The sequence below is a fragment of the Paenibacillus sp. J31P13 genome, assembly GCF_056269295.1.
Window position 1 is genome coordinate 570,297 of sequence record NZ_JBWDNR010000002.1, and the last position, 15,349, is coordinate 585,645.

Here is a 15,349-nt window from a genome sequence, read left to right on the forward strand (position 1 = left end):
AATCATATCGCGAATACTTTAATTTTCTGAACTTAGTAATTTAGATTAAATAGGAGCACTAAATATGAAATACACATGTCCTTGCTGTGGTTATCAAACTCTGGACTATGAACCACCAGGCACTTATGACATCTGTGATATTTGTTTTTGGGAAGATGATGGTATTCAATATAACGACCCCGATTATGAGGGGGGAGCAAATACTCAGTCATTAAGGCAATATCAAAACTCCTTCTTATTGGGACGTGTTAATCGCAAGCCAGCTGCTAATGAAAAACGTGATGAGAAGTGGAAACCTCTTCCTGAGAAGTAACTTCTTTTATTTGTGATGTAATTACTAATAGAGTTGAATAAATGACAAAAGCAGATTGTAATCACGGAATGCTTTTTTATTTATGGTTTGATTGGCAATCTGGAAGGTTACGCTTTAATCTTATTTCAGACATACATACAAAACTACCTTTTAAATGTGAAATTGAAATTGTTGAAAACATTGATTCGATAATAAATGAGTTTTTAAAATACCCGCATCATAATGGTATTCCTTTTGATGAAGTGAAAGATGAAGATGAGGTAATTGTGGAAAATACAGAAGTAAATTCACTTAATGTCTTTTTGAGTGAATTGAGAAATTAGAGGAACAAATGGTTAAGCTAACGGGCAGATTAAAGCAATAAATATATCTCCTTATTTTACCAAGTGGATGGTACAATATATCTTAAATCTTTGTATTACGATAATTTAGGAGTGTGAAAATGTGAGTATTATTTTAAGTAAAGTTGGAGCTGTTTTTATCCCTGTGAGTGACATTAGAGAAGCGAGAGAATGGTATTGCTCCATTCTTGGTCTGGAACCTACGTTTGATATTATCGCTGGCCATCTTTGTTGTATACCTTTGGATAATAATGGATTAAATCTTGTCTTAGACAGCAATATTTACAATGGGGATTCATACTTTAGAAATCCTGTCTTCCATTTTAACACTGATGATATACATAAGGCTTACCAATTCATTAAAGACCGTAAAATTGAACTCGTCACCGATATAGAGAATGGCCACTGGTTTAATCTTAAAGATCCAGATGGTAACATGTTGATGATTTGCAAGTGTTAGTGTCAGTAGTGTCGTTGCACTAACGGGTAACGATAGTTGAATAATTCACATGGATGAGCAGGCGCTGAGGTGGCCAGCTCATTTTATTAAGTGAACGGGCAGTTTAGCGTAACAAACTCGATAAATGCACGTCTAAATATTGGAAGCAATAGTTAGGGATAAGGATAACCTGACAAGGCTGCCGCCCGTGATCGGCGGCCTTGTTCCGCTAACGCGCTGGAGAGTCTACCTATCAAATGATCTTTAAGGCTGGTGATGTGATGTCAAAGAATAGTCGCCTTACGAGTTCACAGGCCATGGCAATTCAGTATATCAAACAGTATGCCAGTTGCCGAAGGGTAGCTGCACAAGCATCTATCCAAGAAATACTCCAGCTGTCGAATATCCCTTTGAGTATATTTGAGGATGCTGTCTCGAAACTGAGATCACATGCGAGAGTAGCGTTACATTTCCATCCTGACCGTCCACTTGCAAACATGAAGAGTGTAGCACAAGCATTACATGAGCAAGGCATCTATAAGAGTCAGTTTGAAACGCAGATTTCTAATGGAAGCGTGTCTGCATTCCCAGGTGGTGATCGAGACATTTGGGAGAAGAGGCTGTTTGGAGGAGTTTATCAGTTGGAGGGCGTCACCAATAGTGAGAGACCAAAATACGGAGCATTGGATTTAATGTTACATTCTGATGGTCCGTCACCGAGGTTTGGGTCGTGTTATTTCCTGCTTTATCCACAGGTATCCTATCATTGTTCATATACTTACGGTGGTTCCCAGGATGATCCAGCAGAAAGAGGCACCTATGAAGAGTTCGATGACATTTTTGCCGCCGTTCTTAAAGACGCATTCTTTCGAGATTATGCCCTTGGAGAAAAAGATCTGTCACCTCGAAAAGTGATCGATCGACTATTGTTCTGCTTAGAGTTGCCTATCACTAATCGCGTAAAACAAATGCCAAGCCGAAATCTTAATCACTTTATTGAGGCCCAAGTCCATGGTGATATTTCCCTTGAAGCTGATGTGGAGATACTGGTGGCTGACCCTTCTTTTCAAGGAACAGACATAGGGAGAACTTTAGAGAAGCTATGCTCGAAATATTCAATAGAACTTCATTGGCATAAGGGATTTTCTATTGAGGTTGATGAAGTACCATCAGATTTTAGGGGGCCAACTATGTCCTCACTGGCTAAACGAATAGCCAGGGAAAATCTTATTGATGCCAGGATCGTTGGAGCTGCTGTTAATGATTTGAAACACATTCCCGATTCATGGAGCGATAGAGGAAATTATGAAGAGGTACTCCAGGAATTAAAATTCATGTGGCATGTGTTGGTAAGGTTCGGCAATTCTGCTGAATCACAAAGGATTTTGATTTAGAATCGGCGCCATATTGCGCTGACGGTGAACTTTAGTGTAATGAACTTGGAGCAGAACTGGCTTGGTGGTTATGCACATTTATTATCGTTGAAGTAACGGGCGGTATAGCTCCAATACTTGGTAATAGGGAAATAGGGTAAAGTAGGTTCCAAATTTTATTATAATTTTAGAACGGAGTGACAATTTGATTGTAACTTATGAGGAGGCCACCCAGAAAGGAGTTGGGTTACTAAATGAGGATGCCGTTATTACTCTTCCTAAAGCAAATTTGTATGGAGTTTTGGATGGAGTATCTTCATTGGTACCCTATTTAAATTCCAAAAAGGAAACTGGTGGTTTTATTGCGGCGAATTTGATAAGAGACTACTTTGAATCTATTTCTTATCTTGGAAGTCTAAAGGACCACATGGTTGAAGTAAATGATCTTCTTAGGGAACAAATGGTGCTCGCCAATATTGATATGGAGAAAAAAGAAGAACTTTGGGGAGCCGCAGTGTCAATCGTACGTGTTCAGGATGATGGTGTGGAGTTCATACAGACGGGCGATTGCATGATTCTAGCCGTGTATGAAAATGAGGAGGTTCGTCCATTAACATGGAGACAAGTTTCTCACTTAGAAGCACCGGCATTGGCTAAATGGCAGGAAGGAATAACGAAAGGCTTGAAAAGCCAGAAAGAGCTTCATGAAACCGTTATTGATACAATAAGAAAGAACCGATATCAGTCTAATACTGATGGAGGTTACGGAGTCCTAAACGGGGAAAAGAATGCAGTTCGTTTCTTCGAATACGGGAAAATTAATCTGACATGTCTAAAACATATCATTTTGTTGACAGATGGGATGTTTTTGCCTATTAATATCGTGCCCGAACAGAGCTCGTATTGGAGCTTAGTTGCGCATAGACTATTAAATAAGGGTATCAAACTTTATACTCAAGAGTTAATAGAACTTGAAGAAAGCGACTCCGAGTGTATTGACCATATCCGCTTTAAGAAATCGGATGACAAGACCGCAATTGTGATTAATTTTCAAAGTGCTAAGTAAATTTATTAAACTAACGGGTAACGATAGTGAAAAAACAATGAGTAGTCTGCCGCGGCAGCTGCTCATTGTTTTTTCTGTTACTCTACAGTAAGTTTTCCGTTTACCCAATCCTACGGATTTGCCGGCCAACTTCAAAGAGACAACAAAGAAGCATATGGCATTCTTACCAGACTTGTTTTCTGTTGACTGAGCTGAGAAAGACCCTACAGGATTGTGCACTAAATGTCGGGAAGGGAATTACCTTCTCTGCTATGCTTTTAGTAACGAGGGGAGGCGATATCATGGATATGTTGGCGCAACTGAACAAAGCTTTAAGTTATATTGAGGAGAATCTTACTGATCGTGTGGACTATCAGGAGGCAGCGAAAATTGCATGCTGTTCAGAATATCATTTTACAAGGATGTTCTCATTCCTTGCAGGCATTACTCTGTCGGAATACATCCGCCGAAGACGTTTAACTTTGGCAGCACTAGAGTTAAGCCATAGTGGCATCAAGATCATCGATGCTGCGATGAAATACGGATATACCTCGCCGGATTCCTTTACTAGGGCATTCCAAAGCATGCATGGGATTACGCCCTCGGAAGCCCGGAACCATGGACAGTCCCTCAAAGCCTTCCCGCGGATGACGTTTCAACTGACTATCAAAGGAGGAAGTGAAATGAACTATCGAATTGAAGACAAAGAGGCTTTTCGCATCGTGGGGATCAAAAAAAGAGTGCCAATCGTATTTCAAGGGGTGAATCCGGAGATTGCGTCGATGTTTGAAGGACTCACCCCAGAAATGATTGATAAGATTAAGGACTTTTCGAATGTTCAACCTTCAGGACTAATCAGTGCTTCCACGAATTTCAGTGAAGGGCGGATTGAGGAAAAAGGAGAGCTCGATCATTACATCGGGGCGGCTACAACGAAAGATGGAGATGGCTTCGCCCAGCTGGAGGTGCGAGCTTCTAAATGGGCTGTATTCACAGCCGTCGGCCCTTTTCCGACTGCGCTTCAAGAGATCTGGGGACGCATTTATTCCGAATGGTTTCCGTCCGCAGAATATGAGCTAAGCGAAGGGCCGGAAATGCTCTGGAATGAGCACAAAGATGTAGCATCGCCGCAATTTAAAAGCGAAATATGGATACCCATTATAAAGAAATAAGCAGCGTTTATTGAAGTAACGGAGAACTATTGTTGAATGATAGACATTGATGAGCAGGTGCTACGTTAACCTGCTCATTTCATTAAACTAACGGGCAGGATAATTTAATGGATGCGAGAAATATTTAAATGTTGAGGTGTTCGCAAGGAGCATGACCGGATAATAAAATAGTTCTTGTTTCAAGGAGGTAAATTAAAGGAGAGTAATGGTGCGTCTGCGTGGAATGTTTCATGCGCCCAAGTGTGATAATATTTAGGAGGGATTATAGATAAATAATGAGAGAATGCAGGTGAGAGATTGAACTTTGTTTTCATTAAACGATTATTAATAGTAGTAGCAGGTCTTTTTATCTGGTTTATCATTCACACTACTTTCGTGATAATAGATGGGTTGAATGATGAATTGAAACCTGTTGACGCAGCTGTGGTATTAGGAAATAAAGTAGAAGTTAATGGACAGCCTTCTGAGCGGTTAAAAGCAAGATTAGATAAGTCCGTAGAACTTTATAATGAGGGCTATTTTACATTTATCATTGTAAGTGGTGGTATTGGTAAGGAAGGTTTCGATGAGGCAAAGGTTATGAAATCTTACTTAATAGATAAAGAGATACCGGAAGAAAAAATTATAGAGGATAATAATGGGTACAACTCATATATGACCGCCCAGAGTACCAGCAAGATTATGGATGAATTAGAATTAGACTCCGTTATGGTTATTACTCAATATTTTCATATATCTAGGACAAAATTAGCTTTTAGAAAAATGGATATTAATGAAGTATATTCAGCTCATGCCAAAATCTTTGAGATTAGAGATATTTACTCATTAATACGAGAATTCCCAGCATATTATAAATATCTCTTTAAATAATGATATAAGTAAAATGATAACCTATTATATCCACATATATAATGTCGTGTAGGAAGAATAAATGATACATAGATATGGGGGAATAGTTATGGAGACGAAGGAAGAAAATTTCTCAAATGATAGAACCATGGAATCAATCAAAAGTTTGACTGAGAATGATGCGAAGACTTTCTTGAACCTTATATATGCTGCTTTGAAAGATAACATGATCCCGAGCGAACAATTGATTTCAAATGTATTAACCATTTATGAGAAACAAATACCGAGAGTTGTTAAAGCAAGACAGAATAATAATTAATTATCAAGCAGCTATATGTTGCTGAACAGAAAAGAATCTGAATATATATAACGGTTTATTGATGTGGTAGATAATATTATTACGCTAACGAACACTAAAGCTTAACAATCACCAGAACGAGTCTGCCGGCATGTAACGGCAGACTCGTGCTTTTATCTTCAAAGGTATCTTGTTGGAGGGACAAATACGTAACGGAAAGGAAATTCATGTAGAGTAGAATGAATATTAAGGAAAACTATGATCACTATAATATTTCGATTGGATGCTCAGATAAAGATGAGATAAAACGATGGGAAATGTTGAATTTGAATGGCGATGTATTAAGAATTTGCTAGTCATGATTAAGCTATCGGATACTATAGTTTTCTTGCTTTGACTACAAAAGTTACAGGAAGCATCTTTGCTTTTTTTGCAAAATCGCTGTTATCGTCCCGCGATTGCATAATTTCATCATCAGATTGCTCAATCATTTGCTCAATTACAAATCCCGCTTTTGCCAACGCATTCACATAGGTTGATAGTTTACGGTCCGATAATGTTAGCGCACCTTCATCAAGAGATACCGAATACCAAGATTCATCGAAATAACATTTTTTAAAAGCAAGCATATTATTTTCTGCAACAACACATTTGTGTATAGGGTGAGACCAACTGAAAATAAATACACCGTCTTTTTTAAGGTAAGAAGCGATCCGGCAAAAAGTACCCTCAAGGTCGGTGGTCCAGCCTATGGCATAAATCGAATAAACAAAGTCAAAATAATCCACGGGTATGCCGCATTCTTCTTCCATGGGAGAACAGATCAATTTTGCTGAAAGACCGCATGCCTTCAAATGTTGCGTTGCCTTTTCGATTTGTTTTTCTGATATATCTACAGCCCATAATTCAGATGCTTTGCGTTCCCCCAGATATTGCAAGGATTGACCATTACCACAGCCTATCTCCAGCATCTTTTTCCCTGAGACATCACCAAAAAGCTGGCATGTTTCTTCTGAGACAAATGCTCCGTAAAAAGGAAGTACGATTGCTCCTAAGAATTCATTTCCTTTTGTATCCCAATAGAAGCTGTTTGTTTTATAAACAGAATTCTTATCCATGTCGACTGAGATGGCGCTGCCAACCTCGCCAGCGCCTATAATGTTTGTTTTATAAACAGAATTCTTGTCCATGCCGACGCCCTCCCCAAATATAAATAATATGAGCCTAAACGTATATTCCGACTAGCGCGTTATCCCAATAATACATATCGAACACGAACTCTCTGCGCTATTAGCCCCAAAATAATATACCATTTTTTATGAACAAATCAATCCAAAATCATCCCAAAATCATCCCAAAATCATCCACCAGCGTTCATTTGGTCTCGCAGAAATGACCGACCCATCCTGTGGGAATGGCACGAGCTTGCAGTTCGAGGAGAATTTGAAGCAAATGTATATCCGCATCGTTTTCGCCACACCTATGCTGTAAACTGCTGGAGAAAGGAGCGCCTTTGGATTTTATCCAAGGCATGCTGGGTCATGAGAAATCATCAACCACTCAAATATTTGCTCAATATGGAGAGCGGAGACGTGAGCTATATCGCCGATTATTTTAGCACTTAGTGCCTTGTTGACCCATTAATTAACGGTACTTTATTCAGAATATTAGCCGTAGTTACTCAACTAAAGGGCAGTATGATGGAATAAACAGGAAGGGATTCTAAGATAAAGAGAGAAAAGTAGTGTAAGGAAGTTTAGATAGCCGAACCTAGTGTGGAAGGTAGTAACATGGTTACTTCAGAAATCGACGTTGTCAACGAACGTTTACCACTATTGGGAGATAAGAGTTTAATAATCAAAAAACAATACTCTACTAAATGAAACTAATAAAATTCTGGGAGATGACGAGAGATGAATAGCAGAGAAAGGTTTTCGAACCGAGTCGATTCATATTTGAAGTACCGCCCGAGCTATCCGAAAGAGGCTGTTGATTATTTGTACGACATCGTCGGTTTGCGTTCGAACGGTAAAATAGCTGATATCGGTTCCGGTACAGGGATTTTTTCAAAGCTACTTCTTGAACAGGGAAGCTATGTGATCGCGGTCGAGCCGAATCAGGCAATGCGGGTTGCCGCCGAGCAAATGTTAGAAAACAATCCGAACTTTCAGACTTTATTAGGATCTGCAGAATCTACTGGATTACCTGATCAGTCGGTTGAGTTTATTGTCTGTGCACAAGCGTTTCACTGGTTTGATCGCTTAGCAGCGCAAACCGAGTTCCGTAGAATTTTACAGCCGGGCGGGAGAGTAATACTAATCTGGAATTCCCGTCTTACAAACGGTAATTCATTTCGTGAAGAGTACGATCAACTGCTTCATACATACGGAACCGACTACGAAAAAGTCAATCATAAAAATATTTCTGAGTCGATGTTGCTCTCTTTTTTCAAGGAAGGTACGATGCATGAAGTGCGATTCAGAATGAGTCAGGAGTTCGATTTCGAGGGATTGAGAGGCCGGTTGCTATCATCTTCCTACAGCCCTGTACTTGGGCATCCGAATTACAATCCGATGATGGAGGAACTGCGAAATCTATTTGATAGGAATAAACAGAATGGTATTGTTCTATTCGATTATGAAACTGAGATATTTTGGGGAGAAGTATAGATCAAGCTTCGTTTTATAGAGAATCATTGTGCTAAAGGAACACGATAGTTCAATAATGAAAGGGCTACCGAGAGGTAGCTTTTTATTTAACTAACGAGCAGTTTTTCTCAATAAAAAACGTTCGAAAATGTAAATAAAGGATGATGTTACGATTGTGTTATTTTAGCACGATATAGCGTTGGATCACCTTTAGAGTTCCGCCACTATTCAATTAAAGGGCAGATTAGTGTAATGATTCTCCTCATTCAGGGTAAAATAGTCAAAAAAATGAGGTGGAATGATGAAAAGAAAAATGTTCATGATTTTGGTTATCTGCCTTCTGGTTAGTACTTCCACTGCTTTTGCTGATTCATCTCCATCTAGTGCACCCCAAAGTAGTTCTGATATGCGAGTTTTTAGTTTAACTGCAAATGAAGTCCAAGCAGGACATGTAAAATGGGGTCCTAGATTTAGCTGGATACTCACAAAAAATGAGATTGATTCGCTTATTATAATATTACGAAAAGTAAGAAAGGAAGACATACAACCATATTACGGTCCCATGCCAAAAGGAGGACCACTTCAAGTAAGTTTATCGACGAGTTCAAATGAACATTTTACCTTCACGAACGGTGCTGGTGAAGGGTACGTTTTTTGCACTGAGGGTAAGGTTTTTTTACCGGAATTTAGTGAATTTATAAAACCATTTATAGTTCGAAGAGCAAATGAAGCTATTATGCATTGAATTCAATGAACAGACCAAATGCTGCCCAGCGGCTTTTGGTCTGTTTTGCATGAATAATATTCTTATTGTAAGCAGCGGTATTCCGTTGGTGTTATGCCTTCGATTTTTTTGAATATACGAGTGAAGTATCCTGAATCATTAAAACCGACCGCTCCAGCAATATTAGCGATTGTTTCTTGAGCGTTTTTCAATAGACGTTTCGCTTCTCTTATTCGAATTAAGTTTTGATAGTCCGTCAAGGTCATTCCTGTTTCTTTTTTGAATTGTCTTGATAAATGAACAGGATGAACAAAACAATGCTGAGACATTTTTTCCAAATCCAGAGGTTTGCCCATATAAATGTTTAAGAACTCCATTGCCTTCTTTATGACAGGGGAATAGCCAGTAATAGCGTTATTTTTCACTAGTTCGCCATATTCATTACTCATTTGAGCCATTAATATATTGTGAGTTTCAATTTTATCGGTACGCTCGATTTGTTTAGAAAATTTTTCGGATATTTTGTTCAGAAAAAAAGGCTGCACTTTTCCTTTTTCTGCGGCAATGCGTAAAAGTGTATTGAAAATGATTAAGCCATTTTTCATGGCTCTGACCGGTTGGTTCGGGAACCTTTCGGAGAGATCGTACATGTTATTCATTTTTATTATCAAATCATTTATAAGCTTCGTATCTCCAAGTTCTACAGCATGCATGACTTCTTTCTCAAAACGATATTTATGTTCGATTAGTTCTACATCTTGTTCATCAGGTTGATAATAGTTAGTATCAGTGATTGATTTTTGGTGCTGCTCTTCTCGTTTTTGTCTTGCGGGAACAACTTTCATCGGAACATGGTAAATCGTCTCTGCCTTATCGAGAATGTTGATAATACTTTGCACTTTGGAGATCCCAAGAAGGGTTAGACCTTTAAAAAATTGTTCTAACGCAAATCGACTGTTTTGTTGAATGTTTAGTTTACTCGTATCCGGGATTTGCAATAAGAAGGGGCCGTTAACCAAAATAAGAGTGCCATTATTACTGGATTGAAAACGTCGAGCCAAGTAGGAGAGTCCCCAGTCGTTCGTATAGAGGCAGCATTGATCAAGTTCTACTGCCTCCTTGCTAAGATGTTGAAGAGTTTCATTCTGTTCTTCAAAAAGAAAATCCAACAGTTGGTCATGTTCATGAGCGAACAGGGTAGAGCCGTATTCGTCTAACACTAAAGTATTAATACCTGTCAAATGATAAACGGTCGTACTGATCGGAGTGATTTGGAGAAAATCATATCCCATGTTGAAACGTGTCTCCTTAATGCTAATTTAGTCCTTAAGGTGTTAATGCAGTGCTTATATTTGTAAGCGCTTTTAGTATAAGCTTTATCTTACAGAAACACAATTAAGGACACAAAGGAGTAGAGAGATGTTATATCCCATTGTTAGTGATTCCCGTGCGATTATTGATTTAAACGGTATTTGGAAGTTCAAGCTGGATACAGAAAAAGGATTTGAAGAGAAATGGTTTCAATCTACGCTTAGCGATACGATGAATATGGCGGTTCCATCATCCTTTAATGATTTAGGCGTAACCGCTGATATTCGCAATCACGTTGGCTGGGTATGGTATGAGAAAGAATTTACGGTGCCGAGCTTCTTCCGATCCCAGCGAATCGTGCTTCGGTTCGGTTCAGCTACGCATACTGCTAAGGTTTATGTGAACGGGGAGCTCTTGACAGAGCATAAAGGCGGTTTTACCCCTTTTGAAGCAGAGCTTAGCTCTAATCTGGTAGGAGGTTCAAACCGTGTAACGGTTGCCGTAAATAGTATCGTAGACGAAACAACGCTCCCAATTGGGATCTACACGGAGAAAGATATTCCTGGCGTAGGCAAGGTTGCACGGAATCAGCCTAACTTCGATTTCTTTAATTACGCAGGAATTCATAGACCCGTTAAAATCTATTCAACTCCCCAAACGTATGTCAAAGACATTACGATCATTCCTTCAATAAATGAGAAGTCAGGGATTGTGAATTATTCTTTGGATGTAGTGGGTGAGGCTGGCGTTAGAGTAAGTGTATTAGATGCAAACGGTGTAAGTGTTGGGGAAGCCAGTGAAGTGCAAGGTGAAATCAGAATCTCCGATGTAAAGCTGTGGGAGCCGCTTAACGCATACTTATATAACCTTAAAGTAGAACTATTAAATGGCGATCAAATCGTTGATGTATATTTACAGCCCTTCGGAGTAAGGACGGTTGAGGTAGTCGACGGAAAATTTCTGATAAATAACAAGCCATTTTATTTCAAAGGGTTCGGCAAACATGAAGATTCTCCTATTAATGGAAGAGGTTTTAACGAATCGGTCAATGTAATGGATTTCCATTTAATGAAATGGATCGGAGCCAATTCTTTCCGTACGGCACATTATCCATATTCGGAAGAGCTAATGAGATTAGCTGATCAAGAAGGCCTAGTCGTTATCGATGAGACTCCTGCTGTAGGACTGCACTTGAATTTCATGGCCGCTCTTTTTGGAGGAGGTCCAAAAAGGAATACATGGGCTGAACTTAAAACACAAGAGCATCATCAAGAAGTGATTAAAGAGCTGATTGCTAGGGATAAGAACCATGCGTGTGTGGTCATGTGGTCGATTGCGAATGAACCGGCTTCTGAGGAAGACGGGGCATACGAGTATTTTAAACCGTTAGTAGAACTGACAAAAGCCATTGACCCGCAACATAGACCTGTAACCATCGCAACTCATTTAATGTCAACACCCGATACATGCAAAGTAGCAGAGCTTATCGATGTACTTGCATTAAATCGTTATTATGGATGGTATGTGGATGGCGGGGATTTGGAGAGTGCTAAAATGAATCTCCGTAAAGAACTGAATGGCTGGCGTGAGCGCTGTCCAAACAAACCAATTGTGATGACCGAGTACGGCGCCGATACTGTTTCGGGTTTACATGATATCGATGCCGTCATGTTCACAGAAGAATACCAAGTGGAGTACTTGCGCGCGAATCACGAAGTTTTTGATGAATTCGATAACTTCGTTGGCGAGCAAGTGTGGAATTTCGCTGATTTTAATACAAGCCAAGGATTTATCCGTGTGCAGGGTAACAAGAAGGGGATTTTCACAAGGGACAGAAAACCAAAATACGCAGCTCTCGCACTGCGCGAAAGATGGTCTGCCATTCCAGATTTCGGATATAAGCGATAATTGCAATTGCCCTTGCACCATGTAATAAACGAAAATGTCAACTCGGGAATGGGGATAGATGAAGGCCGCTGGCTAACGTCTTTCCCGTCCTGAGATTTTGTACCTACACGGGGGATAAGTCATGGAACAAATTGCGAAGCTGCTGGAAAAGACGGAAGTTCAGGCCGTTCAAGGCATCAGAAAGTTTGGGATCAGAGATAAAATCGGCTATATGTTCGGAGACGTTGGGAATGATTTGTTTTTTATATTAATTAGCGGTTATTTAATGTTGTTCTATACGGATATTTATGGAATATCGGCTGCGACTGCAGGCATGATTTTACTCGTGGCGAGAGTATTAGACGCATTATTTGATGTTGCATGGGGGGCTTATGTCGATTCTAGGCCAGTCGGAGCGAAAGGTAAGTTTAGGCCTTATCTGTTATATAGCGCAATTCCTGTAACCGCTTTCGGTGTTTTGACATTTACTTATTTTCCAGTCGCAGCAGGCTGGCAGGTTTTTCTGGCAACGGCAACCTACATTATGTGGGGCTTAGCTTACTCTACAATAAACATACCCTACGGTTCTTTAGCATCCGTAATCACATCAGATCCTGTGGAAAGAACATCACTTTCTACATTCAGGACGATGGGTGCTATTCTAGCTAATGTTTTTATTATGACGGTGGCACCGATCATTATATTCGGCAGTGGAAAAACACCTACGGCAAACGGATTTGTATCGATAGCCATCGTTTGCGCAGTATTGGCTATTATTTGTTACTTAAGCTCTTATCGGATGACGGTAGAAAGAATAAGAACAGTTAAGCCTCTCTCTGAGAAAATAAATCTATTCAAAACAGTGAAAGGCTTATTTAAAAACAAAGCACTTATTGGTATCATGCTCGCATCCTTCGGAATGATGGTCTCATTTATGGTTGTTTCCGCATTAACACCGTATTTATTCAAAGACTATTTCCAAACACCGGGACTAATATCTTTGGCTGGTATAATTGGATTGGGTTCAGCGCTCCTTGCTATGCCATTTGTCTCTCCTTTGGTTAGGAAATACGGGAAGAAAGAGACTGCTATCATCGGCTTAATTATTGCGGTTTTGTTTAATTTCATTATGTTTGTTCTTCCTATAACAAGTCCTTATGTGTACATTGGTTTTTACTTTGTTTCAAGCTTTGGTATAGCCTTCTTAAATATTTTGGTTTGGGCTATGGTATCGGATAGCATCGATTATCAGCAATTCATAACAGGCAAACGCGAAGAGGGGACCGTTTATTCCGTCTACTCGTTAGTTCGTAAAATTGGACAAGGGGTTGCAGGAGGACTCGGAGGTTTTGCGCTTGTTGCTGTCGGATATAATTCTGGATTACAGATTCAAACGGAGGAGGCTGCAAGAGGAATAAAGAGTTTGATCACGCTGATTCCTGCACTTGGTTCATTGATCTCGTTAGTTGCTATTGTGTGGATTTATAATTTATCGAAGCAGCGTTTGCTCTGGTTAAATGAGCAGTTGAAAAATAATAATCGGTTATAGAGAATATGCGATTGCGTTTTTGATTGTCCCGGGGCATAGCCTCGGGCTTATTTATTTAGTTTGGAAAAGGATCGAGGTTTTTTAAAACTGTTTTCGTATATAGACCATTGAGTGAAGGGGGATTTCATCTATTAAATTAACTAAACTGAAGGGGGCGGAAGTACGGAGCATCGAAGCACGATTTCGACCAGGCAGCTTTCAATGAATGAAACAGGTGCTTCGATACTTACCTCCACTTATCGCAAAAGGGAAGGGCTATACGAGAAAGGAATAATCGGTTTCATCCATCTCCAATCACCTATGGGAGGTGGAGTTGCGGATCACGAGCTCCGGTTCCAAGTATACGGTTTTATGTGATTCCGGGTTTTCAATAAGCTCGAGAATGGTTGTTGAAATGACGGATGTTATCGTATCTATGGCTACGCCGACAACGGTCATCGGAGGTTCAAGATCCTTCATCTGAGGCAGGTTGTCATAACTGATTACAGAAATATCTTGCGGAACATGAAGTCCATGCTCTCCTATTGCTCGAATGATACCGCGTGTCAAATCGATGCCGCCGCTGATGACGGCTGTGGGACATGCCTTTTGCTCCAGCATCGTACGTGCGGCCATATATCCGTCGTGAAATTCTAAGCCGTTCATCTGAAGCACCGCGTCGTTCCTGACAGGTAAGCCCAGACGGGTCATTTCGTCGCGAAAAGCTTCGATCTTAACGGCCTGCAGCGGATCTTGCGAGTTAGGTTCGCCAATATAGGCGATATCTTTATGACCGAGTTTAACCAAATGACGTACGGCAAGTCGAACGGCTTGGCCACGGTTGACGTCAACGGCAGAGTACGGTGTGTAGCCTGCAGCGCCATAGGTGAGAATGGGGATCTGCAGATTACTTAAGTTATTAAAGCTGGAAATGTTATCCTTGTCACCGAAGACGAGTATGGCGTCTATTTGGTATCTGCGGAAGATTTCGATCGCTGATTCCAAATGGCTTATCGATAACAAAGTGATGTAACCCTTTTTCTCGAGCTGTTCATTAATTTTTGTGATCAGTGAGGAAAGGGCAGCACGTTCAATGGATGGCCATACAACGCCTATCGCTCCGCTTTTTCTAGAGACGAGACTTCGGGCTGCGATATTGGGTTGGTAACCCATTTCCTTTGCGATTGTAAGAATATGTTGTTTTGTTTTGTTCTGTACGAGCGGGCTGTCTCTCAATGCCTTGGAGACAGTGGAGAAACTGACGCCTGCTCGGTCTGCGATATCTTTGATGGTTACCATGTATTCCCTCCGAATGGAGCTAGTCCGAGTTCTCATTTATTTCGTTCACTTTATCATAGAATACATTTTTTGCAAATGAAAGCGGCATATTTTTCGTATAGACAGCAATGGGATATTCGGAT

The 15,349-nt window shown here is 40.2% G+C and carries 16 protein-coding genes; 13 read left to right on the forward strand and 3 right to left on the reverse strand.

What is annotated here, in order from left to right:
• Positions 1-64: 64 nt before the first annotated feature.
• The 8 genes from AC0YOD_RS08865 (at position 65) to AC0YOD_RS08900 (ending at position 5,851) form a co-directional block, all read left to right on the forward strand.
• A complete protein-coding gene (locus tag AC0YOD_RS08865; RefSeq protein WP_475798904.1) occupies positions 65-313 on the forward strand; it encodes a CPCC family cysteine-rich protein in 249 nt (82 codons plus the stop codon).
• A gap of 41 nt (positions 314-354) precedes the next feature.
• Positions 355-636 carry a hypothetical protein gene (locus AC0YOD_RS08870; protein WP_475798905.1) on the forward strand — a complete coding sequence of 94 codons (282 nt, stop codon included), beginning with the start codon at positions 355-357 and terminating at the stop codon, positions 634-636.
• Positions 637-757: 121 nt separating this feature from the next.
• Positions 758-1,114, forward strand: a complete 357-nt coding sequence (locus tag AC0YOD_RS08875; RefSeq protein ID WP_475798906.1) for a VOC family protein — start codon at positions 758-760, stop codon at positions 1,112-1,114.
• Between the two features lie 236 nt (positions 1,115-1,350).
• Complete coding sequence (locus tag AC0YOD_RS08880; RefSeq protein ID WP_475798907.1) at positions 1,351-2,487, forward strand: DUF3626 domain-containing protein; 1,137 nt, start codon at positions 1,351-1,353, stop codon at positions 2,485-2,487.
• 184 nt (positions 2,488-2,671) lie between these two features.
• Positions 2,672-3,532, forward strand: coding sequence for a protein phosphatase 2C domain-containing protein (locus AC0YOD_RS08885; protein ID WP_475798908.1), 861 nt, complete (start codon positions 2,672-2,674; stop codon positions 3,530-3,532).
• A gap of 281 nt (positions 3,533-3,813) precedes the next feature.
• Complete coding sequence (locus AC0YOD_RS08890; protein WP_475798909.1) at positions 3,814-4,683, forward strand: AraC family transcriptional regulator; 870 nt, start codon at positions 3,814-3,816, stop codon at positions 4,681-4,683.
• A 297-nt stretch (positions 4,684-4,980) separates the two neighbouring features.
• A complete protein-coding gene (locus AC0YOD_RS08895) occupies positions 4,981-5,553 on the forward strand; it encodes a YdcF family protein (protein ID WP_475798910.1) in 573 nt (190 codons plus the stop codon).
• 88 nt (positions 5,554-5,641) lie between these two features.
• Positions 5,642-5,851, forward strand: coding sequence for a hypothetical protein (locus tag AC0YOD_RS08900; protein WP_475798911.1), 210 nt, complete (start codon positions 5,642-5,644; stop codon positions 5,849-5,851).
• Positions 5,852-6,207: 356 nt separating this feature from the next.
• Here the strand turns inward: AC0YOD_RS08900 and AC0YOD_RS08905 are convergent, their stop codons facing one another.
• On the reverse strand, positions 6,208-7,020 hold the full coding sequence (locus AC0YOD_RS08905) for a class I SAM-dependent methyltransferase (protein WP_475798912.1): 813 nt from the start codon (positions 7,018-7,020) through the stop codon (positions 6,208-6,210).
• A gap of 323 nt (positions 7,021-7,343) precedes the next feature.
• On the opposite strand from AC0YOD_RS08905, the gene AC0YOD_RS08910 reads away from it, so the two are divergent.
• From AC0YOD_RS08910 to AC0YOD_RS08920, 3 genes are all read left to right on the forward strand, one after another.
• Entirely contained in the window at positions 7,344-7,448 is a 105-nt protein-coding gene (locus AC0YOD_RS08910; RefSeq protein WP_475798913.1) for a hypothetical protein, read from the forward strand.
• 295 nt (positions 7,449-7,743) lie between these two features.
• Positions 7,744-8,499 (forward strand): class I SAM-dependent methyltransferase, encoded by a 756-nt coding sequence (locus AC0YOD_RS08915; protein WP_475798914.1) that lies wholly within the window; start codon positions 7,744-7,746, stop codon positions 8,497-8,499.
• Between the two features lie 280 nt (positions 8,500-8,779).
• Positions 8,780-9,223, forward strand: coding sequence for a hypothetical protein (locus AC0YOD_RS08920; protein ID WP_475798915.1), 444 nt, complete (start codon positions 8,780-8,782; stop codon positions 9,221-9,223).
• Between the two features lie 62 nt (positions 9,224-9,285).
• On the opposite strand, the gene AC0YOD_RS08925 is transcribed toward AC0YOD_RS08920, so the two are convergent.
• On the reverse strand, positions 9,286-10,494 hold the full coding sequence (locus tag AC0YOD_RS08925) for a helix-turn-helix domain-containing protein (RefSeq protein WP_475798916.1): 1,209 nt from the start codon (positions 10,492-10,494) through the stop codon (positions 9,286-9,288).
• Positions 10,495-10,621: 127 nt separating this feature from the next.
• Between AC0YOD_RS08925 and uidA the strand changes: the two genes are divergently transcribed.
• A complete protein-coding gene (uidA, locus tag AC0YOD_RS08930; RefSeq protein WP_475798917.1) occupies positions 10,622-12,421 on the forward strand; it encodes a beta-glucuronidase in 1,800 nt (599 codons plus the stop codon).
• 121 nt (positions 12,422-12,542) lie between these two features.
• The gene (locus AC0YOD_RS08935) at positions 12,543-13,949 is read left to right on the forward strand and encodes an MFS transporter (protein ID WP_475798918.1); all 1,407 of its coding nucleotides are present in this window, start codon (positions 12,543-12,545) and stop codon (positions 13,947-13,949) included.
• A 294-nt stretch (positions 13,950-14,243) separates the two neighbouring features.
• On the opposite strand, the gene AC0YOD_RS08940 is transcribed toward AC0YOD_RS08935, so the two are convergent.
• Entirely contained in the window at positions 14,244-15,227 is a 984-nt protein-coding gene (locus AC0YOD_RS08940) for a LacI family DNA-binding transcriptional regulator (RefSeq protein WP_475798919.1), read from the reverse strand.
• Positions 15,228-15,349: the final 122 nt, after the last annotated feature.